We start from the raw sequence: 21,097 nt of genomic DNA on the forward strand, positions 1-21,097 counted from the left end.
CCATCCCCACATGGAAGGAACACCCCATGGCACGATCCACCCTGACCCGGCTGCTGCCGGCCACCGCGGCAGCAGTGGCCGCGCTCATCGGCTTCGCGGCGGCGCCCGCCCACGCCGCGATCTGGACGTCGTCGGAGCAGTGGGGCAACTACACCACGTCCGACGGGTACATCCTCTACAACAACATCTGGGGCTCCGGAGCGGGCACCCAGAGCATCTGGGCCAACTCGTCGAGCAACTGGGGCGTGACGGCGAACCACCCGAACACCGGCGGGATCAAGTCGTACCCGAACGCCAAGAAGACCGTGAACAAGCCGATCACGTCGCTCTCCTCGCTGACCAGCACGTACAACGTGACGGTCCCGTCGTCCGGCGCGTACAACACGTCGTACGACATCTGGGACACGGACTACGACTACGAGGTGATGCTCTGGGTGAACTACAACGGCGCTGTCGGCCCCCTCGGCACGGCGCAGGGAACGGTCACGCTCGGCGGGCACACCTGGGCCGTCTACAAGGGCAGCAACGGCGCCAACGAGGTCTTCTCGTTCCTGCGGACCTCGGACTCGTCCTCCGGCACCGTGAACATCCTGCCGATCCTGAAGTGGATCAAGGACACCAAGGGCTGGTGGGGCAACGAGACCATCGGTGACGTCCAGTTCGGATACGAGATCACCTCGTCGTCCGGCGGCCTGAACTTCACGACCAACGGGTTCGGCGTCTCGTCGAGCTGATCCCCGCGGCGACGGGCCGGGGTGTCCCCGGCCCGTCGCCGTGCGGTGTCCCTCAGCTCCCGGCCAGCCAGCGGGCGGTCCGCGTCCAGTGCTCGAAAGGCGAGGCGTCCAGCAGGGCCGCGAGCCGCTCGGGGCGTGCCAGCAGCCGGCGGTCGCCCGGGTACAGCGCCGTGTGCGCCAGCAGCCAGCCGGACAACGCGTGCCGGTCGAGGGGGCTCGCACCGCCCAGCTGCTCCCCGTACGCCGCCCTCGCCGCTTCCGGATCCCCCGCGACCAGAAGTTCGTCGGCCGTGGTGGCCCCGCCCGCCGTGGACGCGGACAGCTGGTAGAGGCGCGCGCGGTCGTCGTGCCAGTACGCACGGCCCGGGTCCGGCACGATCAGCGGCTCACCGCTCGGCGAAGGGGCGGTGCCCGTCCGCAGGGCCTTGAGCAGGGCGTCCCGGTCGTCCTCGCCGCAGCGCAGGTTGCGCAGCCGCCACTCCACCCGATGGCTGACCGCCGCCGCCCGGGCCCTGGCCACGGTCGCGGGTTCCAGCGGCTCCCTCAGCCAGCCGTCGACGGTCCCGGACAGCCGGGTGACGAGCCGCAGGCCCGGTTCGGTGAGCCGGGCGTGCGTCGCCAGTGTGCGCAGGACCATGCGGGTCTGGAGGCGGCGCATCGCGAAGAGGAACGGCGCCCGTCCGTCCGGATCCGCCGCGTCGTCCCCGATCCTCTCCCGCCAGAATCCGGTGACGCCGGCGAAGGCGTAGGCACCGTGGAGGAGGCCGGGCAGGTGACGGGGGTCGGCGCGCCAGGGCGCGTAGTGCCGTTCCGACCGGTCGTCGTCGAGGAGCGGGAAGAGGTGGAGCAGGGCACCGAGTTTGCTGTGCTGGAACTCGTGGACGAGCGTCTCCGCGAGAGAGAGGCCGTCCCGCGGCCGGGCGATCACCATGGACGCGAACGCGTCACCGGTGGAGGCGCTGAGCCCCTCGGCGGGCACGGGCAGCTGCGCGTCGGCGTCCTCCGCGTGCCAGGGGACGATGCGGCTCACCTCCTCGGGCCGCAGGCCGCCGGGTCCCGTGCCGCCGCGCCCCAGGATGTCCACGGCGTCCCGGAACAGTTCCTTCCAGGCGCCGAGTTCCTCCGGGGAGAGCCGGTGGGGGGCGATCGGTTCGTCCAGGTCGCGGTAGGGGTCGAGGTCGTCGAGCTGCACCGTGCGCCGCCCCGGGCCGGTGTCCAGCCGGTGCACGGGCAGCCAGTGCGCGGACTCGGGCTCGGTGAGGGGGCGTACGACGGTGTCGGGCCCGGACCCGGTGCGGAGGGTGAGGGTTCCGTCCGACACGAAGGTGTGCACCGCGTGGAAGTCGTCGCCGTCCGGCCGCGGCAGCAGGACGACGCCCAGCGCCGGCAGGCTGACGCCCCTGCCCCGTGCGGGGAGGAGGAGCCCGGCGTCCGTACCGGCGTGGACGGCCGCTGTCGCCGCCACGGCGGCCAGTTGTCCGGCGTCGGCCCACAGGGGTGGCCCGGTGGCCGTCCCGTGCAGCCTGCGCAGGGTGTGCGCGAGCCAGCTGCCGACCTGGGGGGTCAGCAGGAGTGCGTCGACCCGCTCGGGGGCCCGGGCGGCGGCGGCCTCCAGCGCGGGCCACACCGAGGACGCGTCCAGCGGCCCGAGGATGCCGGGGTCCGAGTCGAGGAGATCCAGGAGCTCACGCAGCAGCAGGAGACGGCGTGTACGTTCGCCGTGGAGCAGGAAGGCGACAGCCGCGGGCGAGCCGCCGCCTGCTGCGATCTCGTCGAACAGGGTGCCGGGCATGAGGATCGGGGCGTACATCTCGCTCCCAGTCGTGGACGGAGCCTTCACGGCGGCACATTCGGCCCTGTCTGTACGGCCCTGTTCTGTTCGGCCCTGTTCTGTTCGGCCCTGTCTATTCGGCCCGCCCGGGTTCCTGGCCTCCCATCGCGTTCGTACGCGCGCGCCGCAGTTCGGCGAGCTGCCTCGCCGCCCCGTCAGGAGCGGTCAGACGCCTCAGATCCGCGACGCCTACGGAGGTCAGGTCCGCGAGGTCGGACTCGAGGTGATCGGATGTGCCGTCGGCGGGCACCGGCTGGTACAAGGCGCGCTCCCCCTTCGCGAGCGGTGGCACAGGATGCCACCGTTTACTCCATCATGACGACTCGGACCCCTTCACGAAACCCGTGTGATCACGCCAGCCGATCACATCCCGGGGTCCGGGTCCGAGAGGAAGTCCTCGATGGCTGCCTTCAGTTCGGATGCCCGGGCGGGGTCGACGTCGAGCAGGGTCACCGCGGCGTACAGCTTCCACAGTCCGTCCGGCGTGGTTCTGAGGGCGCGGAAGATCCCGATCACGTCCGTACGCGGCATGGGGTGCCTCGGCATCCTGGCGACGACGGCGGCGGGCAACTCGCCGACCAGCACCTGCCGTTCGTCTCGGTCGTTCATCAGCGGATATGCCATCAGGGCGGTGATCACCCGGGCGGCCGGTGGTTCCGCCGGGCGAGGCCGCGCAGCCCTGCCCCAGCCGATGAGTTCGCGGTGTCCGGGCGCTTCGAGTCGGAGGCCGGGCCCCTGGTCGGTGAGGCCCGCCTCCCGCAGGGCGTTCATCCTCGTCTTCACCGCGTCGAAGAGAGGCAGGGGGTCGGGCAGAGCGTCGTCCGCCAGTTCGCCCAGAACGATGTCCGAGAACAAGCCGAGGCGGCGCTCCGGGTCGTTGCCCGCGCGCTGCCCGCGGCCCGCGGCGAACATCAGGGTCTGCTCGTGTGCGGCGACCCTGGCACCGGTGGGGAATCGCTCCGTGGGGAGGGACTCCGGGAAGTGGTGCGCCTCGTCGAAGGTCCGGCACGCGTCGACCACCCACATCTGCACACCGTGGCCGCGGGACACGTCGCTTCGGAGCCGGGCGAGCGCGGACTCGACGTGGATGTTGCGCCGGTCCTTCAGGGTGGCGTCGGCGGTGTAGAGCCGTGTGTCGTCGTCGGCGTCCAGCACACCGTGGCCTCCCCACCACACCCACAGCGCCTGGTCCCCGCGTTCCGGGATGTCCTTGACGAAGGCGCGCCGCAGGGAGTCGTGGTCGGCCGGGTGGAACGGAACATCGGGGGCCGTTCCCGGCAGCGGCGCGAGATGGAGCTGGATGTGGCTGTCGGGAACTCCGCGGGCGAGCAGCCAGTCGCGGAAGCGCAGGGCGTCCCGGGCAGGCCCTGGAAGGTCCCAGCCGGATCCGGCGGCGTAGCGCTCGATTCCGACGACCAGGGCGAAGATGCGGTCGGACGGGACCGGTCCGCGCGTCACGGCAGCCGCTCCCCGAGCGCACGGTAGACGGCCGGATCGCTCCAGTAGGCGCTGTGCGCCACGGGGAAGGGCTGCCGGCTGTCGGTCGCGACGTCGTGGGCCCGGCCGGGGAAGAGCGGTCCGGCGGCGTACCCCAGAAGATCGCGGCGGTCGTAGACGTTGACCCATGGCGGGACGTGACCGGGCAGCGGATCAGGATGGGCGAGCGAGGGCAGCGCTCCCGTCTCGTACAGGAAGGGGCCCTGCGAGCCGACGGTCATCAGGAGCTCGACCTCCGGGAGGGGGCCGGATATCAGGGTGTCGAGCGCGATGATGCCGCCGAGGCTGTGCCCCAGCAGGACGACGGGCGGCTCGGCCGTGGCCACGAGCTCCCGCAGCCCCTGACGGGTGTCCTCGCCCCTCGCGAGATATTTGAGGATGTCACCGGCGGCCGGGTGCGCGGCATCGGTGAGTGCGTGACGGCGGCGTACGGCATAACGCGAGCCCAGGCGAACCAGGGGCCTCCCCGCCATCCGGAGCAGAGGACCACGGCCGGTGCCCGCCGGCGGGGCACCCAGGCGCTCCGCCAGCACGGTGACGGCGGCGTCCCTGGCGTCGCCGCCGCACTGGACGGGGCGGTCGCCCGCGATCCCCTCGGCGACGAGCGCGGCTGCCAGGGATCGCGCGAGCACCCAGGACAGGGTCTCCTGGTCCAGGGCCTCGGCCGCCCCACCGAGCAGTGGGCTGCGCGCGAGCCCGGCCGCCGCCTCGGACAGACCCGGGCCGAGTGCGCCCGCCGCGGGTTCCCCCTCTGCCGCGAGCCGGCGGAGGAGGGCCCTGGGGCGTTCGTCCGGGAAGGCCGCGCCGGGCGGTGTGACGCGCGGGCCCGCCCCCGCGGACGCGGTGGCGAGCTCGGCCGTGGGGTCCTGGTACAGCCGGGCCCATCCCTCGGTCTCGTCGCCGTCGTCGGGACCGCCGGTGCTCCGGCCGGTCCCGGCGCCGGGCGCGGCCGGGATGCTGGCGCCGTCCGCGGCGAGCGTGGCCCCGTACGTCCCGCCCCAGTCGTAGGCGACGAGTCGTGCGCCTGGAGCCGTCGTCGCCAGGCCCGAAGCGACCTGGGAGAGCAGCGTGGTGAGGTGTGGTTCGCGCACACCTGTGCCGTGGATGAAGACCACCGTGGTCATGTGTACGCCCCCCGTTGCTGTCACCGCGTGCCCGTCCGCCGCCACGCTGCGGACGGGCACGCGCTCACCCGTTCGTCCTGGACGTCACATCGGCAGCGGCGTGATGTCGCATTCGATGCGCTGATGGAGCCTGGCCGCGGTGTGCCAGGGGTGGTTGGGTCCCAGGAGACGTTCGAACCCGTCCACGGCGAGGCGGTTGAGGCGGTCGGCCTCCTCCGACGCACCGAGCCCGCGCCGGTCGAGGGCCAGGTTCGCCGTGCAGGCGAGTGTCAGCGGATGCTCGGCCCCTGCCGTCCCGGTGAACTTGGGGAGCAGGTCCGCGTCGGCAGCCATCGCCTGCGCGAAGTCCAGCCGCGCGTAATGGTCGTTGGCCCGGCACATCGCCGCGGTCAGCGTGTTGATGTGCTTCGGGCCGAGCGTTCCCTCCAGACTCTCCAGCGCCTGCGCGTCCAGCCTCTCCGCCCGGTCCGTGTCGCCCTGCGCCCGGAGGGTGGCCGCGAGGTTCACCCGGGCGAACTGGGTGTAGGGGTGGTGGTCGCCGAGCACCTTGCGGTAGGCGGCCAGTGTCTGCTCGCCCAGCTCGCGGGCACCGACGAGGTCTCCGGTCAGGCGGCGTTCGACCGTGGCGTGGGTCGCCGCCCCCAGCGCGTCGCTGTTGTTCAGACCGTAGCGGGTGGTGAAGCGCTCGAGTGTCTGTTCCGCGAGGTCCGACCCCCCTTCCGCCACCCCGGCCCTGCGCCGGCACACCGCCAGGTTCAGGGCCGCGCGGATGGTGGCCGCGTTCGTCTCGCCGAAGTGGTTCACGTAGGTCAGGTAGTTGGACTCCTGGAGTGCGCGGGCACCCAGGTAGTCGCCCGACTCCCGCAGGTCGATGGCCAGTCCGTTGAGGGTGTTGAGCGTCAGCCCGTTCACCGGGCCGTAGAGCAGTTCACGCTGTCGCACGGTCTCCTCGTCGATCGTCTGCGCGGCCTGGAAGCTGCCGTTCAGCCGGAGCGACACTCCGTAGTCGTGCGCTGCACTCAGCGTGGTGGGGTCCTCGGGGCCGAACAGGTCGCTCGCGCGGGTGAACGCCTCCTCGGCCAGTTCCCGGGCTTCGAGGAACTTTCCCTTGTGGCGCAGCGCCCCGGCCATCTGCCACATGGAGTCGATGAGTTCCTCGTCGGGGATCTCCGCACCGCGCGAGATCGCCAGGGCCCGCTCGTTGTGCTCGACCGCCTCGTCGGGGCGTCCGAGCAGGCGCAGGTAGAAGCCGAGGAGCTTGGTGATCCTGATGACGTTCAGGTTCTCGTCACCCGACTGGGCGCGCCACGCGGCCCAGGCCAGCCGGGCCTGGGCGGCGCCCGATTCGTGCGCACCCCAGTAGTACAGGAAGAAGACCATGTCGTAGACGAGGTCACGGACCCACCCGTCGGAACTCTCGACGGCTCCGGAGGCGATGACGTGCGGGAGGATCGCCTGATAGGCGGGCCACTGGTCCGGGGACGCGGGTGCGCCGGGCTTGGCCGTCGTGAGCAGCAGGTGCGCCGCCCGCGTCATCCTGGTCCGCTCCTCCGGATCCATCCTGGCCACGATCACGTTCTGCATGAGCCGGTGCATCTGCAGGGTGGAGGTCTTGTGGTCCAGCCTCACCAGCGACAGCTTGCTGAGGTCCCGCGTCGCACGGGCGAGGAGCAGCGGGTCGCGCAGGACCGGGTCCAGTTCGGGGGTCACCCCGACGTTGCGTCCGCCCCTGAAGAGGCTGAGCGGGATGGGCTCCGGCGCCATGCAGGCGCAGATCTCCAGGAGTTGGCGCGCTGCGGGATTGTCCTGGGAGAGGCGGCCGAGCGAGATGTCCCAGACCGCCGCGACGGGCAGCGGGTAGTCGGGGGACGGGACGAGCTGGTGGATCTCGGGCCGGCGTTCCTCCAGCAGACCGAGGTACTCGTCGACGGACATGCCGGTGGCGGCGTGCCAGGCACCCGCCTGCTCCACCGCGAGGGGCAGGTCCCCGAGCGCGGCAGCGAGCCGGTCCGCGTCGCCGTGGCTCAGACCGCGGGCGCGGCGCTGCAGAAGGGCGATGCTCTCCTCACGGTCGAAGACGTCGACGCTGAGGGGCGTCGCGACGCGTTCCCACTCGCGGTTGCGCGAGGTGACGATGATCTTGCCGGGTCCCCCGTTGGGGAAGTACGAGCGTACGGCCTCGATGTCCTCGGCGTTGTCGAAGACCAGCAGCCAGTTGTCGAACGGCTTGCCCGTGCGGAGCGCCTCACGCACGGCGGGCACGGCTGCGTTCGTCTGCGGCCCCACCTCCAGGCCGAGGCTGCGTGCGAGGTCGGCGAGAGCGCCCAGGATCAGGTTCTCCTGCTCCGAGGGGATCCACCAGATGACGTTGAACTCGGCGCTGTGGCGGTAGACGTACTCCACCGCGATCTGCGACTTGCCGACACCGCCCATGCCATGGAGCGCGTGCGGAAGCACGGCCGTGGTCTCGTCCTCTCGCAACTGCCGCTCCACGGCAGCCAGAAGACTCTCCCGTCCGGTGAAGTTCGGGTTCTTCGGCGGCACGTTGCCCATGATCTTCGGTTGGCCCGTGCGGACGAACCGTAGTTCCGGTGCTGTGGCGGGCGGACGCACCCCGGGCCGGTCCTGCTCGGTCTCTACGGGTGGTGTCGTCGGCGACACAGGTCCTCCTGGTGGAACCGTCGGGTGCGACGGGGAAGCGGGGCCGTTCTTATTCACATCAGGTGCCTCTTTATCATCTCTTGTCCCCTCCGTCGGCACTCCCGCGCCGCTCTGCAGCACGCCGTTCAGGAGCTTGGCCCGTTGCCGGTACGGAAGCCCGCCCAGCGCACGCAGGACAGCGAGTTCGATCCGGAGCCACACCGGGCCGCCCTCACCGTCCGGCAGTGCCGCCCCCATCGGGTCGCGCAGCGCGGCTCGAAGGCGTACGCCCTGCACGCTGCCGGCCCGTGACTCCGCCAGCAGCCCTACGGCCCGGGCGAGTTGGGTGCGGTTCCCCGTGGCCAGCAAGGCCTCACGGATGCCGTCGGCGAAGTCGGGACCGCCCTCGCCGTCGCGTCGCCAGTCGATGAGACCGCCCATCATCACCTCGGCCAGGTGCTCGGGCTGCGACTCGGGGAAGGCCCGGTCACGCAGTTCCTCGATGACGTCGAAACGCATGGGGGCCACGGCCAGCAGCACGGCGAGCTGGCGGGCGAGCGGGCTGGCCAGCGAGAAGAACCTCCGCACGGCGTCCGCCGCCGAACGGGGGCCGTCGAGCCTGGGCGTGCGCAGCCCCGGGGCGGACACCCCCTTGGCCATCGCTCCGGCCAGGACCACCGGGAGGGCCCGGCGGACGCCGCGTTCACCGGTGACCAGATCCGCCCAGGCCCGGAACGAACCGGGGCGCAGGCTGAGGACCGGTATCGCCACGGACCCGTCACCCGTGTCGGGCAGGATGTGGGCGTGCTCGGGCACGCCGTGGGGCGGACGGCAGAGCAGGTGCCTGTTGAGGGCGGCGAAGCCGGCGGCGTCGAGCCGCGCGCGGAAGGGGTAGACCGAGGACCGGTGGTGCAGGTACGAGGGCAGCAGATGGACGAGTGCCGTGGGTCCCGAAGCCGCGAGCCGCCCCAGCAGTTCGTCGGCCCCGCTCTCCGCCCACCCGGGGGCCAGACCGTCCGTCACGACGAGGAAGAGCCGCGAGCCCCTGCCGTCCAGCAGCTCGGCGGCGTCGGCCCGCCGGTTGCCGGGCCAGCGCAGGGCGGGCGCCTCCCCTCCGGGCAGCGAGATGTCGACGGTACGGACGTCGCGGAAGGCCCCGCTGCGCACCGCCTCGCCGGAGAGCTGGCGTAACGAGCTGTCCCACACACGCATGGTGGGTGCCGTGTCGACGAGCAGCATCAGGTCGAAGGCGCGTTCCTGGGCCGGGTCGAGGTAGGGGATCCACAGTCCGTCGATGACGCCGTTCTCTGCGGTGCGTTCCTCGTCGAGACGGCTCTCGTGGCGTGAGGGGACCCTGCGGCCGAAGCCGCGCAGGGCCTTGGCCAGCCGCAGCGGTCGCACACGGCGTGGGGGGCGCGTCTCCTGCGGCAGAACGGATTCGGGCAGGCCGCGCGCGTTGCTGACGACGTGACGGATCTCCACGTCGCGAGGGTCGACGCCCGTGCCACCGGAGGGCACGACCTCCGGCGTCCCCGGCGGGAGGAACGGATCCCGCACGTCGGCGGAGGGCTGGGGTCCGCCGTCCGGCACGGGCCCGGGGTCCGGGTCCTCCCGCTCGTCCGGCCGGCGGCCCGCCCGGTGCCATGCGGCCGCGAGCCAGACTCCGTCGGCGAGGTCCTGCCAGCTCGCGTCGGCGTCGGCTTCCGCCTCCTCGAGGATGCCGCTGACCGGCGCGGTCGCCGCGTCCGGAGCGCGTTCCCTGGGCGAGCCGTTCATCAGCGGCCCTTCGAGAGGTCTCGGAGAAGCATCTCGACGAGCTTACGCCCGTCCCCCTCGGGCCGTAATCCGTGAGCGGTGGTGAGCTGCACGGCGTTCAGGAGCTGGTCGACGGACTGGGTGCCCCCGCCGTCCAGGCGTTTGACGAAGTCGTCCACGAGGTCCTCGACCCCCTCCGGACTCCGGCCCAGATGACTGACGACGATGGAGACGAGCTGCGCACGGGTGGGCGGGCGCATCTCCAGCGGCAGACAACGGCGCCGGAAGGCCGCCGGGAACTCGCGTTCCCCGTTGCTCGTGATCACGACGACGGGGAACTCCGCGCACTCGACGCGGCCCGCCTCGATGACGGCCCGGCCCTGCGGATCGTCCGTGAAGACGGAGACCTCGGCCACGCCGGCGCGCACCAGTTCGGGGATCTCGTAGCTGCCGTTCTCCAGCACGTGGAGCAGGTCGTTGGGCAGGTCGATGTCGCTCTTGTCCAACTCGTCGACCAGCAGCACCCGGGGGCGCCCGTACGCCAGCAGAGCCGTCCCCAGCGGCCCCAGCGTCACGAAGTCGCCCAGGTCGGGGGCGCTGCCCGCCTCGCCTTCGGGCTCCGAGGCGGTTCCGGCGCGCCAGGCGGCGATGGCCTGCGCCCGCCCGATGGCGTCGTACTCGTACAGACCGCCGCGCAGCGTGGTCCGGCTGACGATGCTCCACGGAAGAACCCGGCCGAGCCCCAGCTCCCTGGCGATCAGATAGGCGAGGGTGGATTTGCCGACCCCGGGCGGGCCGGTGACCAGAAGGGGGCGGCGCAACAGGAGGGCGGCGTTGACCGCGTCGATCTCCTCGTCGCGCAGCTGGGGCCCCTGTTGGACGGTGCCGAGCCGGCGGAGCGCCGACTGCGCGTCATCGGGGGGATCCTGCTGCAGGGGGCTCCCGGAGAACACCCGCCACGGCGGCGGCTCGGGCAGTTGCGGCGGATCCCCGGCGGGAGGCCGCCCGGTCGCGTGGAACACCCTCCAGGATGGGGGCGTGACGGACTGCGCTGCCGAGACCTGCTCGGTCATGCTGTCAACTCCTCGCAGTCGATCAAGCGATTGGGATCGTCCCACAATAGGGCCAAATGCTTACCGAGGGACCAATTGTCCCGGTCCATCCCCTCGGCTTTCCTGCGCAACGCGCTGACCTTCGACGGGATTTGGGCGGGAGGGTGAGCGAGCAGCAACGTCAGCACCTCACCCGACAGGTCGGGGCTGTCCGTCCGCCGGTCCCAGGCCGCGAGCCCCACCCCCTGAGCGATCGCGCTGACGAGTGCCTCCAGGCCGAGACCGGGCAGTGCGGGAACGTCGAGTATGACCGCGGTCAGGCTCGGGTTCGCTATCAGATTGGCACGCCAGCGGTCGAGCCGCTCACCCTCTTCGCCGTGCCAGCGATACGACTCGGCCACACCGGCGTTCCTGAGCTGTGTCCAGCGCTCCCGCCACGCGGGCAGATATCCGTGGGCCTGCGCGGCCCTCATCCGTTCGAGAGATCTCAGATGGACGTGGTAACTGAGACTCATCGGCAACGGGTCACCACTCCATGTACCCAGCTTCAGCCGGGCCATGTCGTGGTTGAGCAGCGTGAACGGCAGCACGAACTCGACCTGCGCGGGCGGTTCCCCCTCCATCACCGGCATACCCGCCCAGCGCTTCCGCCCGCTGCCGACGGCCAGCTCGACCTCGCTCGCCAGCTGTTCGAGGGTCGTGGAACGCACTTCACCCGCCACCGGCTCCCAGAAGCCTGGCGCGGGATTGACCCAGTGTCGTACGTAGATGTCGGACGAACTGTCGTCGGCTGGCTCCACCATCACGACGAGGCAACGCGCCACATCAGGATCGGCCGTCGGCAGGGCCTCGATCGCGCGCCGGCGCTCCTCCAGGGCCCGCACGGCGTCCGGGCCGGCCTCCCTGGCCCATGCGTCCGACCACGCCCGGAGGGTCTCGCGCAGCGCCGGCTTCTCCAGGAACGCCGTGATCTCCACCATGACGAGCGCGGGAGGCAGACCGTCGGCCTGGGTGTTCACCCGGCGGAGGTGATCGAAGCGCTGGGCGGGCGTCTGGCCGTACGGCACGTCGACGACCAGCTCATGGGCCAGGAGCGCGTGCAGACGGCCGTCGTCGACGCGCCGCACGTCGGCGAGCAGCCGGTGGACGTCCCGGACCGCGGTGTCGGTGAACTCGGGGGAGGCGTCGGCCAGGGCGTCCTCCACGATCAGCTTCAGCCGGGCCGCGCAGTCCGGTCCCGCGATGGCGCCGGCCGCGAAGATCAGGGCCGGGAGGCCCCCTTCGTGCCGGAGGACGTCCCTGACGAGGGACACCATGTCCGCCCGGGGATTGATGCGCCGGTAGAGGACTTGCGTGACGAGCCGGTCGGCGACCAGTGACACGAACAGCGCGCACTGGTCGCGATCGGTCACGAAGTCCTGTTCGGACAGGAACGCGACCAGACCCTCGATGAGCCGACCCTCGGCGTCGTCCGGCTCGTCCGCTCCGAGCAGCCCGTGCGCCACCACCGACCACCCCCGTCGAGCCGGTAACACCTTCATGACAGACCGTGAAGTTACCACGTCGGATCTTCAGCAACCAGGCTCATTCCAGGCGCTGTTGACCACCTGTGACACGAGAGCCCCCTGCGCCGCGACAACACACCGGGACACACCTCACCCGGACGGGTGAACGCGGTCCACGGCGTTCAGACCGGCGCCGGCCCGGAGCTCGCGCGCACCGTCAGGACCGGCTCCAGCAGGTCGACCTCGTCGGTACCCCTGCCGCCCAGCTTCGCCACCACCTGTTCCACCGCCCGGCGCCCCATCTCCTGCGCCGGAATGGCCACGGAGGTGAGCCGTACCGACGCCTGCGTGGCCACCTGGTCGGGGCAGACGGCCACGACGGAGACGTCCTCCGGCACGGCGCGCCCCTGCTGCTGGAGCAGGTTGAGCAGCGGCTCGACGGCCGCCTCGTTCTGGACGATGAAGCCGGTCGTCCCCGGCCGTTCGTCGAAGATGCGGGCGAGGGTCCCGGCCATCGCCGCGTATCCGCCCTCGCAGGGACGGTGCAGGATCCGCACCCCGGCGTCCTGCGCCTTGGTCCGGATGCCGTCCACGGTCCGTTCGGCGAAGCCGGTGTGACGCTCGTAGACGGCTGCCGCTTCGCCGATCACCGCCACCTCGCGGTGTCCGAGGCCGGCGAGGTGGTCCACGCAGAGTGCCCCGGTCGCCTCGAAGTCGAGGTCCACACAGGTGAGCCCCGAGGTGTCGGCCGGCAGGCCGATCAGGACGGCGGTCCGTCCGGAGTCGCGGAGCAACGGGAGCCGCTCGTCGTGCAGTTCGACGTCCATCAGGATCATCGCGTCGGCCAGGGAGCTCCCCGCGATCCGCCGTACGGCCGCCGGCCCCTCCTCGCCGGTGAGCAGCAGTACGTCGTAGCCGTGCGTACGGGCACTCGTGGCGACGGCGATCGCGATCTCCATCATCACCGGGACGTACATGTCCGTGCGCAGCGGCACCATCAGGGCGATGATGTTGGATCTGCTGCTGGCGAGGGCCCGCGCACCGGCGTTGGGGTGGTAGCCGAGCTGTTGGATACTGTGCTCGACGCGTTCCCGGGTGGAGGCCGAGATCGACCGCTTGCCGCTGAGGACATAGCTCACCGTGCTCGCGGAGACTCCGGCGTGCTGGGCGACCTCGGCAAGCGTGACCATTCGGTTTCTCCCCTACAGTGGGCGACCGCAAGGGAGAGCTGGTGAAGCGCTTCGACAGCGCCGTGCTGTGCTCCCCTTCGCACTCTGACATGCACAGACAACGTGGAGCCTAGACTTGCTCACAGTCACTGTCCAGAGTGGAGTCGAAGCGCTTCGACCGACCGTCGGCATCGATCCCTCGGCCTCACACACCGTGTCTCAGGAGGCCGAAGGTGTCCAGCCCGCCAGCCAGTCGGAGGTCTCCTGGTCCGCGGCCTGGGAGTCGGTGAGCTGGGGCCGGTTGCTGCTCGCCGTGCCGGATCCGGGCCCCGTGTTCCTGTACTCCGCGAAACGGTCGTCCTTCCAGGAGAATCCGCTCATGTCCGTCCATGGAGCGGACTTGACGGCCGAGCTGAGCGTGGTGCCGCGGAAGGTCGCCATCGGGTCGAGCGTGGCGTCACCGCCCGCGTGCCACGGCCGGCCGAGGTAGAAGGATGATGCCGAGACGTCGCCGTTGACGGTCGAGCCGGTGATCAGGAAGCCCTTGCGGTCGGCGGCCGTGCTCGGAGCGGCGATGTAGCCGGCGGAGCTGCCGTCCCACCGCTTCTTCAGTGTGATGACGGACTTGTCGATCACCGCGGTGGCACGTCCGAAGATGAAGTCGACGTTGCCGACGACGTAGGAGTTGGTCATGTAGACGCGGCCGAGTGTCGCCTTGGAGGCGGTGTCGAGCAGCAGGGTGTCCTGGTCACCGGTGACGATCACGGAGTCGAGGAGGACCTTGTCCGCGGCGGTGCGCAGCGCCACGGCCTGGAGTCCGCTCAGGTTCTGGTTGGCGGCTTCGTCGAAGTCGTTGGAGATGGTGAGGTTGCGGGCCTGGAAGCCGTTGGCCTCGGCCGCGACGGTCGCGCTGCCACTGGTCCCGTAGGTGCCGGAGCCGTCGGGCTTCCGGGTGCCGGAGGCGTTGTCGTAGACGATGACGGTGTCGTTGCGGCTCGACCCGCTGCCCTGGAGGGTGACGTTCTGCTTGGTGGAGGGGATCTTCACCAGCTCGCGGTAGGTGCCTGGCTTGATGGAGACGACGACCCGTGCGGTGTTGCCGGCCGGGATCGCGTTGACCGCCGCCTGCACGCTCGTGTACTGCCCGCTGCCGTCCTTGGCGACGGTGAGGGTGGTCGCCGCCTCGGCGCCGGACGCGGACCCGGAGGTCCACACCGGGGCGACGGCGAGCAGCGCGGCCACCCCCGCCGTCATCGCTCTCCGCGGTCCGGCGTGGGGCAGGGTACGTCGGCCTCGATCGACTGCCATGGCGTGATCCGTTCGTCGGGGAAGAGGTGGAGTTCCGGTCGGTAGTCGCCGCAGCCGCACGAAAGGTTGCCGCGCCCCGGTGCACGGCGGGGAAGCGGCAAGTGCTCACCGGCTGCGGCTGCGCGGCAGCCCCCGGCCGCCTCGCGGCAGCCGCCGGCTCCTGGCTACGACCGTTCGGCGCCGGTCGCCTCACCGTCCGGGTTCTCGCCGGGCACGCCCATCGCCAGGAGCGCGGTGTCGTCGTCGAGCCCGTCAACGAACGAGCCCAGGAGCTCGGTGAGCGCCGCGACGACACCGGGAGCGGAGGCGGGAGCGAGGCCCCGCGCGAAGTCCAGGAGCGCTTCGTCGCTGTAGCGTCCGCCGCCGTCCGGGGTGCGCGCCTCGGTCAGTCCGTCGGTGTAGAGCAGGAGCGTGTCACCGGGGCCCAGCTCCAGCGTGGCGGTGGCGAAATCCGCGTCGGGCACGACCCCGACGAGCTGGCCGCCCGGCGTGGGCACGTGGTCGGCGCTGCCGTCGGCGCGCAGCAGCACGGCCGGGGGGTGTCCACCGCCCGCCAGGACGACGTGGAATCCGGTGCCCTCCCCCTCGGATGTGAGCACGCCGAAGATCACGGTACAGAAGCGCGGTTCGTCTTCCTGGAACTCCCGGTTGAGGGCGGTGTTGAGGTTGGCCAGCACCGTGGCCGGCACGGGGTCGGACACCGCCGCTGCCCGCAGGGTGTACCGCGCCAACGACGTCACCACGGCGGCGGTCGCGCCCTTGCCGCGCACATCGCCCATGAAGAACCCCCAGCGTCCGGGGGCCAGCGGGAACAGATCGTAGAAGTCCCCGCCCACCTCGTCGGGGGAGGCGAAGTGGTAGCGCGCGTCGACCTCCAGGCCCGGAACCGGTTCGAGCGCCGGGGGGATCAGGGTCTGCTGCAGGGTCGTGGCGAGGCGCTGGAGGCGTTCGCGTTCGTGGTCCGCCTCCTGCCGCGCCCGCAGGAGTTCACGCTCGTAGGCGCGCCTGTCCCTGGCGTCCTGGACGGTGGTGCGGATCAGCAGTGGCTCGCCGTCACTGTCCTGCTTGACCGTGGAGGTGACCAGGACGGGCAGTCGGCTGCCGTCCGATGCCTTGAGTTCCAGGGCGATGCCGCTGATCTCGCCCTGCATGCGCAGGAGCGGCGAGAAGTGCGTCTCGTGGTAGAGCCTGCCGCCGATCGTCAGCAGGTCGGAGAACTGCTTGTGACCCACCAGTTCCCCGCGCCGGTATCCGAGCCACTGCAGCAGCGTCCCGTTGATCTTGGCGATCCGGCCGTCCATCAGCGTGGAGAGGTAGCCGCACGGCGCGTTCTCGTAGAGGTCCTCCGCGCTGTCCTCCAGCAGCGCGGTGAACGGCAGCTGCTCCTGGTCACGGTCCCCCACGGCCCACGACCCGTCCACCTCCTCGCCGCCCGGGGGCACCGTCACCGCCCCTGCACGAAGGCGATGATCGCCTCGGTCGTCTCCTCGGGGGCGCTCAGCTGGGGGCAGTGGCCCGTCGAGTCCAGGGTGACCAGCCGGCTGCCGGGGATCTGCCGGTGGACGTAGGCGCCGACCTCCCGCGGGGCGAGTGTGTCGCGCGCGCTCTCGGCGATGAGAGTCGGGACTCGCACCTTGGCGAGATCCGCCCGGTTGTCGGACAGGAAGGTCACTTTCGCGAACACCCGCGCGATCTCCGGGTCGGTTCGGCAGAAGCTGTTCGTCAGCTCCTCGCCCAGCTCCGGACGGTCCGGATTCCCCATGATCACCGGGGCCATCGTCGCGGACCAGCCCAGGTAGTTGCTGGCCAACGACTCGAGCAGCTCCTCGATGTCCTCCTCGCTGAAACCGCCCCGGTAGTCGCCGTCATCGATGTAGGACGGCGACGGGGTGAGGAGAACCAGCCCGTCGAAGAGCTCCGGTTCCTGTACGGCGGCAAGGACGCCGATCATGGAACTGACCGAATGCCCGACGAAGGTCAGGGGTCCCAGGTCGAGCTCCCGGCAGAGCTCGATCACGTCCTGGACATAGCCGTCCAAGGTGGAGTACCGCTCGGGGCTCCAGGAGGACACATCGGACAGCCCGGCCCCCACATGGTCGAACAGGACCACTCGGAAGTGCTTCTCCAGTTCGGGCGCGACGAGACGCCACAGATTCTGGTCGCACCCGAACCCGTGGGCGAGCATCACCACCGGGCCGCCTTCCCGGCCTGTCACGGACACCCGGTTCCGCTTCCGCACATCCATGCGTACATCCTGACACTTTCGGCACACGTCGGCCCGGTATGCCACTACGGGCCTCCCGACAGCACGTATCACGTTCCGTGACCGAAGGCATCCGGGAAACCGGCCTCCGGGGCCGTCGGCTCCCCACGCGTCGAGGTGGCGGCCAGGCCGATGGCCGATGTGTTCGAGCCGAAGGACGAGACGGCGTGGTACATCAGGTACTTGCCACCGCGGTAGGAAATGTCCGGGGCCCAGGGGTCGGACGCCGAGGAGCAGCTGTCCGCCCCTGACTCCCCCGCGCGCCGTCAGCCGTGGAGCAGCACGGGGAACGCCTCCATGTCGTTCTGCGTCATCACCGGCAGCTTGCGGATCTCGTCGTCCTCGATCGCGAGCTTCAGCTCCGGGAAGCGTCCGAACAGCGCGGGCAGCGCGATCCCGGCCTCGACCCGGGACAGTGCCGCACCGGGACAGATGTGGGGCCCGTGCCCGAAGGTCATGTGCCGTATCGGCGTCGGCCGGGTGATGTCGAAGGCTCCGGCGTCGTCCCCGTGCTGGTCGGTGTCGCGGCCGATGGCACGGTAGGAGATGACGACGCCCTCCCCCTTGGCTATGACCTGGTCGCCGACCTGGATGTCCTCGGTGGCGAACCTCATCAGGAGGTGGGTGCTGGGGCTGTCCCAGCGCAGCGTCTCCTCGATCACCGTCTCCCAGGGGATCTCCCCGTCCAGCACCTTCCGCAACTGGTCCGGGTGGGCGAGGAGCGCGCGTACGGCGTTGAGGATGAGCCCGATCGTGGTCTCGTGCCCCGCCGCCACCATCGCCTTGAGGTTGCCGACGACCTCCTCCTCGGTGAGGGGCTCCCCGCCCTCCTCGGCCAGGATCAGCCCGCTGGTGAGGTCGTCGGTGGGGTGCGCGGTCTTCTCCCGGACCAGTGCGGCGTAGAAGACGTCGAGCTCGGCGAGGAGCGCCAGCCGGTCCTCCTGCGGGGTGAGCATGGAGAAGAACGCCTTGTACTGCCGGGTGAGCATGGGGTGCAACGCCTCGTCCACCCCCATCAGCAGCCCGACCACCTTCATCGGGAGCGGCTGGGCGAACCCTGCCTTGAGATCTACGACCCCGTCCTCGCCCCGTTCGGCCAGTGCGTCCAGCAGTTCGTCGGTGAACTTCTCGATGTCCGGCCGGATCGCCTCCAGCCGGCGGGGGGTGAGGGCCTGGGAGGTCTTCGTCCGCAGCCGGCGGTGCTCCTCGCCGTCCACCGTGAACATGGAGCGTCCCGCATCGATCATGCCGATCAGCGGCCAGGCGTGGGTCACCTCCCCGCTCTGCCAGAGCCCCCAGGCGTCCAGGTCCTTCACCAGGCGTGTGTCGAGGAGGAGTTGGCGTGCCTCGGCATGCCGGGTGACGGTCCAGGCGGGAACTCCGAGGAGCTCGATGCGGGCGAGCGGGACGGACGCCCGCAGCCGTTCGGTCTCACCGTCGAGGTCCTGCACCATGGGGTCGATCACCACGGTCGTGTAGGGGCACTTCACAGCAGGTCTCCTGTCGTCTGTACGGGAGCGAACCGGACGGGCAGCGCGTTCGTCCCGCGCAGGAAGGCGGACGGGCGCCGGACGAGATCCTCGGCGGGGACGGCGAGTTCGAGGTCGGGCAGCCGGTCGAGGATGACCTCGATCGCCGTACGGGCGATGGTCTCCGCGATCTCCTGCGCGGGGAAGGGGCAGCGGTACTCCCCGTGGCTGAAGGCGAGGTGCGACCCGTTGGCCGCGTGGTGCCCCGCACCCCCGGACGTGATCTCCTGCCGTATCAGCGGGTCGGTGTTGGCCGCGCCCAGGCCGAGCAGGAGCATGTCCCCGGCACGGATGGTCCGTCCGCCGAGCCGCGTGTCGCGGACCGCCCAGCGGCCGGCGAGGATCTGGGTCGGGCTCTCCTCCCAGAGGACCTCGTTCATCGCGTCGCCGACACTGCGCCGCCCACCGGTGAGGGAGTCGGCGAACTGGCCCTCGGTGAGCATGAGGCGCAGGGAGTTGCTGATCCAGTCCGCCGTGGTGAGGTGCCCGGCGGCGGTGACGGCCATCAGATCGAGGGCGTACTCCTCGTCCGTGAAGGGCTCCGGGTCGGCGAGCATCCGGGAGGTGACGTCGTCGCCGGGCGTCCCACGCTTGGCCGCCACCAGCCGCCGCATGTGCTCACCGAAGCGCGCGTGGGCCTCGTGGGCACCGGGACCACCGTCGGCCAGGTCCTTCAGGACCTTCGCGATGTCCGCTCCCTCGGCGTCGGGGAAGCCCACGAGGCGGGCGAGGACGAGCACGGGCAGTGGCTCCGCGAAGTCGGCGACGAGGTCGGCGGCGCCCCGGGCGCAGATGTCGTCGACGAGCCGGTCGGCCAGCTGCTCGCAGTGCCCGCGGATCTCGAAGGGGTCCGCGGCCTCCAGCGCGGGCACCACCATCTGGGAGTGCCGCCGGTGTTCGGCGCCGGCGGTGAAGTAGATGGACGGCATGGGACGCCCGACCATGGGGAGCAGCGGCCAGTCCTCGGGTATGTGCTCCCACTGGTTCCACAGGCCGACGTCCCTGGGGAAGAGCTCGCCGTCACTGGTGACCTGGTGGAGTTCGCGGTATCCGACGACCAGCCAGGCGGGAAAACCGCCGGGGAGCTCCACGGGCACGACGGGCCCGTAGGAGTGCCGCATGCTCCGGTACAGGGCCTGCGGTTCGGTGTGGAACGCGGGTCCGCCGAGCGGCACGGGCGTGGTGGCGGCGTGCGCGGGGCAGCCGCCGCCGGATGCGGGCGCGGCGGATAAGAAGGGGTTCGTCATCGTACGGACTCCTGGGAGACGGCTTCGCGCGTTGCGGCCATACGATCAACGCGGCACCACTATAGGGAGGTCGGGTGAAGCTTTGGGGAGTGATCGCGACACCCGGCGCCCGCGGAAACGGAGGTGCCGGAACCCTGCGCGCGCCCCTACTCTCAGCCCCATGCGCCGCGAATCCTCCCTCCTGAACGTCATCGACGTCGAAGCCACCTGCTGGGACGGACAGCCGCCGCCCGGCTCCGTGAACGAGATCATCGAGGTCGGTCTCACGGTCGTGGACGTGCCGGCAGGGCGCCGTGTGTCCCGCCACCGGATCCTGGTCCGCCCCGCCCGGTCGGCGGTGAGCGACTTCTGCACCGAACTGACCGGTCTGGCGCAGGCCGAGGTCGACCGGGGAGTCACCTTCGCCGAGGCGTGCCGGATCCTCGTCGAGGAGTACGACGCCGGGGAGCGCCCCTGGACGAGCTGGGGCGAGTACGACCGTCGCCAGTTCGCCCGCCAGAGCCGGGCCGACGGGGTGGCCTGTCCGTTCGGGCATCCGACGGAACGCACCCACACCAATGCCAAGGCCGTGTTCGCCGAGGCGTACGGGCTGCGCGGGAGACCCGGTATGGACCAGGCTCTGCGGCTCGCGGGGCTGCCTCTCGAGGGACGCCATCATCGCGGCGAGGACGACGCGTGGAACATCGCCGCGCTCGTCCTCGATCTGGCGGGCCGCGGGGCATGGCCGGCCGCGACCGCCGGGCGCCGCGCCGCCACATGACGGGCGGCCCGAAAGCCCGGTCACGAAGATCGTGGACAGCCCCTAGGCTCGTGCGGTGCCCAGAGATCACGACGACGAGCCCGTCTTCATACGCTCGCAGTGGGGAACCACCCGATACGTCTACAACCCACGCAACCCGGTCGGCCTCGGCCTCATCATCGGCTCGCTGGTGTTCGCGGCGGGCGCCCTCTACTTCCTCCACGCGAGCTCGTCATGGAGTGAGGGCGAACTGCACGACGCCGTGCACTCCGCGGTCAGGACCCTGGAGGCCGAGGATCAGACGTTCGCGCCCTGGACGGGCGGTTACCAGGTCATGATCCGCGACGCGATCGAGGACAGCGGCGAGGGCCCCTCGACCGGCGGCGTGGTGCGTGTCTCCGAGGTGGACGACCAGTACGTCCCCGACGCCCCGGCGGGGGTGGACCGTTTCGAGGTCAGCACCGAGGACGTCGACACCGTCTACTGCCTGAGCGTGTCCCCACCCGAGCCCGAGCCCACGGTGACGAGCGTCGAGCTGGCTCTTGACGTCACCGTGGACGAGGGGCGCTGCGAGTAGACGGGGGCGCGACCTGACGACGGGCCCCGGCCGCGCCCTGAGGCGGCCTGCACGGCGGCGAGGGCCGCCCAGCGCCCTCGCATCGCCATCGGGTCGGGAAGGTCGAGCTGAACCAGGGCCATGGCCG

The 21,097-nt window shown here is 71.1% G+C and carries 15 protein-coding genes and 2 pseudogenes; 3 read left to right on the top strand and 14 right to left on the bottom strand.

Annotated elements, in window-relative coordinates; translation table 11 throughout:
• Positions 1 to 26: 26 nt before the first annotated feature.
• A complete protein-coding gene (locus tag LWJ43_RS04060) occupies positions 27 to 734 on the top strand; it encodes a GH12 family glycosyl hydrolase domain-containing protein (protein ID WP_277330888.1) in 708 nt (235 codons plus the stop codon).
• Positions 735 to 786: 52 nt separating this feature from the next.
• Here LWJ43_RS04060 and LWJ43_RS04065 read toward each other — a convergent pair whose 3' ends face one another.
• From LWJ43_RS04065 to LWJ43_RS04130, 14 genes and pseudogenes are all read right to left on the bottom strand, one after another.
• Positions 787 to 2,544, bottom strand: a complete 1,758-nt coding sequence (locus tag LWJ43_RS04065; RefSeq protein WP_277330889.1) for an HEXXH motif domain-containing protein — start codon at positions 2,542 to 2,544, stop codon at positions 787 to 789.
• 94 nt (positions 2,545 to 2,638) lie between these two features.
• Positions 2,639 to 2,827: an aldo/keto reductase gene (locus LWJ43_RS04070; RefSeq protein WP_277330890.1), complete on the bottom strand. Its 189-nt coding sequence runs from the start codon at positions 2,825 to 2,827 to the stop codon at positions 2,639 to 2,641.
• 101 nt (positions 2,828 to 2,928) lie between these two features.
• Positions 2,929 to 4,023, bottom strand: a complete 1,095-nt coding sequence (locus tag LWJ43_RS04075) for an effector-associated domain 2-containing protein (protein ID WP_277330891.1) — start codon at positions 4,021 to 4,023, stop codon at positions 2,929 to 2,931.
• On the bottom strand, positions 4,020 to 5,186 hold the full coding sequence (locus tag LWJ43_RS04080) for an alpha/beta fold hydrolase (protein WP_277330892.1): 1,167 nt from the start codon (positions 5,184 to 5,186) through the stop codon (positions 4,020 to 4,022). Before LWJ43_RS04080 ends, LWJ43_RS04075 begins: the two co-directional genes overlap by 4 nt.
• A gap of 84 nt (positions 5,187 to 5,270) precedes the next feature.
• A complete protein-coding gene (gene fxsT / locus LWJ43_RS04085; protein ID WP_277330893.1) occupies positions 5,271 to 9,602 on the bottom strand; it encodes an FxSxx-COOH system tetratricopeptide repeat protein in 4,332 nt (1,443 codons plus the stop codon).
• Positions 9,602 to 10,654, bottom strand: a complete 1,053-nt coding sequence (locus tag LWJ43_RS04090; protein ID WP_277330894.1) for an AAA family ATPase — start codon at positions 10,652 to 10,654, stop codon at positions 9,602 to 9,604. The genes fxsT and LWJ43_RS04090 overlap by 1 nt, the downstream gene beginning before the upstream one ends.
• Complete coding sequence (locus LWJ43_RS04095) at positions 10,651 to 12,174, bottom strand: VMAP-C domain-containing protein (RefSeq protein WP_277330895.1); 1,524 nt, start codon at positions 12,172 to 12,174, stop codon at positions 10,651 to 10,653. The genes LWJ43_RS04090 and LWJ43_RS04095 overlap by 4 nt, the downstream gene beginning before the upstream one ends.
• Positions 12,175 to 12,320: 146 nt before the next feature.
• Positions 12,321 to 13,328 carry a LacI family DNA-binding transcriptional regulator gene (locus LWJ43_RS04100; RefSeq protein WP_277330896.1) on the bottom strand — a complete coding sequence of 336 codons (1,008 nt, stop codon included), beginning with the start codon at positions 13,326 to 13,328 and terminating at the stop codon, positions 12,321 to 12,323.
• Positions 13,329 to 13,526: 198 nt separating this feature from the next.
• Positions 13,527 to 14,495, bottom strand: a pseudogene (locus tag LWJ43_RS04105) (pectinesterase family protein); the annotation flags it as partial.
• Between the two features lie 284 nt (positions 14,496 to 14,779).
• Positions 14,780 to 16,063 (bottom strand): PP2C family protein-serine/threonine phosphatase, encoded by a 1,284-nt coding sequence (locus tag LWJ43_RS04110; RefSeq protein WP_462100861.1) that lies wholly within the window; start codon positions 16,061 to 16,063, stop codon positions 14,780 to 14,782.
• Entirely contained in the window at positions 16,060 to 16,860 is an 801-nt protein-coding gene (locus tag LWJ43_RS04115) for an alpha/beta fold hydrolase (protein ID WP_277330897.1), read from the bottom strand. The genes LWJ43_RS04110 and LWJ43_RS04115 overlap by 4 nt, the downstream gene beginning before the upstream one ends.
• Before the next feature lie 116 nt (positions 16,861 to 16,976).
• Positions 16,977 to 17,111, bottom strand: a pseudogene (locus tag LWJ43_RS04120) (arabinan endo-1,5-alpha-L-arabinosidase); the annotation flags it as partial.
• Between the two features lie 33 nt (positions 17,112 to 17,144).
• Entirely contained in the window at positions 17,145 to 18,332 is a 1,188-nt protein-coding gene (locus tag LWJ43_RS04125; protein WP_277335808.1) for a cytochrome P450 family protein, read from the bottom strand.
• Between the two features lie 32 nt (positions 18,333 to 18,364).
• Positions 18,365 to 19,654 (bottom strand): cytochrome P450, encoded by a 1,290-nt coding sequence (locus tag LWJ43_RS04130; RefSeq protein ID WP_277330898.1) that lies wholly within the window; start codon positions 19,652 to 19,654, stop codon positions 18,365 to 18,367.
• Between the two features lie 160 nt (positions 19,655 to 19,814).
• On the opposite strand from LWJ43_RS04130, the gene LWJ43_RS04135 reads away from it, so the two are divergent.
• Both LWJ43_RS04135 and LWJ43_RS04140 read left to right on the top strand, forming a co-directional pair.
• Positions 19,815 to 20,414, top strand: coding sequence for a 3'-5' exonuclease (locus tag LWJ43_RS04135; protein ID WP_277330899.1), 600 nt, complete (start codon positions 19,815 to 19,817; stop codon positions 20,412 to 20,414).
• A gap of 55 nt (positions 20,415 to 20,469) precedes the next feature.
• Positions 20,470 to 20,970 (top strand): hypothetical protein, encoded by a 501-nt coding sequence (locus LWJ43_RS04140; protein ID WP_277330900.1) that lies wholly within the window; start codon positions 20,470 to 20,472, stop codon positions 20,968 to 20,970.
• Positions 20,971 to 21,097 lie beyond the last annotated feature (127 nt).

Source organism: Streptomyces sp. JH34, assembly GCF_029428875.1.
Lineage (GTDB): Bacteria > Actinomycetota > Actinomycetes > Streptomycetales > Streptomycetaceae > Streptomyces.

Bases quoted from the DNA above. Each gene is read 5' to 3' on its own strand.
- LWJ43_RS04060 (WP_277330888.1), top strand. From the start codon at position 27: ATGGCACGATCCACCCTGACCCGGCTGCTGCCGGCCACCGCGGCAGCA.
- LWJ43_RS04065 (WP_277330889.1), bottom strand. From the start codon at position 2,544: ATGTACGCCCCGATCCTCATGCCCGGCACCCTGTTCGACGAGATCGCA.
- LWJ43_RS04080 (WP_277330892.1), bottom strand. From the start codon at position 5,186: ATGACCACGGTGGTCTTCATCCACGGCACAGGTGTGCGCGAACCACAC.
- fxsT (WP_277330893.1), bottom strand. From the start codon at position 9,602: ATGAACGGCTCGCCCAGGGAACGCGCTCCGGACGCGGCGACCGCGCCG.
- LWJ43_RS04090 (WP_277330894.1), bottom strand. From the start codon at position 10,654: ATGACCGAGCAGGTCTCGGCAGCGCAGTCCGTCACGCCCCCATCCTGG.
- LWJ43_RS04095 (WP_277330895.1), bottom strand. From the start codon at position 12,174: ATGAAGGTGTTACCGGCTCGACGGGGGTGGTCGGTGGTGGCGCACGGG.
- LWJ43_RS04100 (WP_277330896.1), bottom strand. From the start codon at position 13,328: ATGGTCACGCTTGCCGAGGTCGCCCAGCACGCCGGAGTCTCCGCGAGC.
- LWJ43_RS04115 (WP_277330897.1), bottom strand. From the start codon at position 16,860: ATGGATGTGCGGAAGCGGAACCGGGTGTCCGTGACAGGCCGGGAAGGC.
- LWJ43_RS04125 (WP_277335808.1), bottom strand. From the start codon at position 18,332: ATGGTGCAGGACCTCGACGGTGAGACCGAACGGCTGCGGGCGTCCGTC.
- LWJ43_RS04130 (WP_277330898.1), bottom strand. From the start codon at position 19,654: ATGACGAACCCCTTCTTATCCGCCGCGCCCGCATCCGGCGGCGGCTGC.
- LWJ43_RS04135 (WP_277330899.1), top strand. From the start codon at position 19,815: ATGCGCCGCGAATCCTCCCTCCTGAACGTCATCGACGTCGAAGCCACC.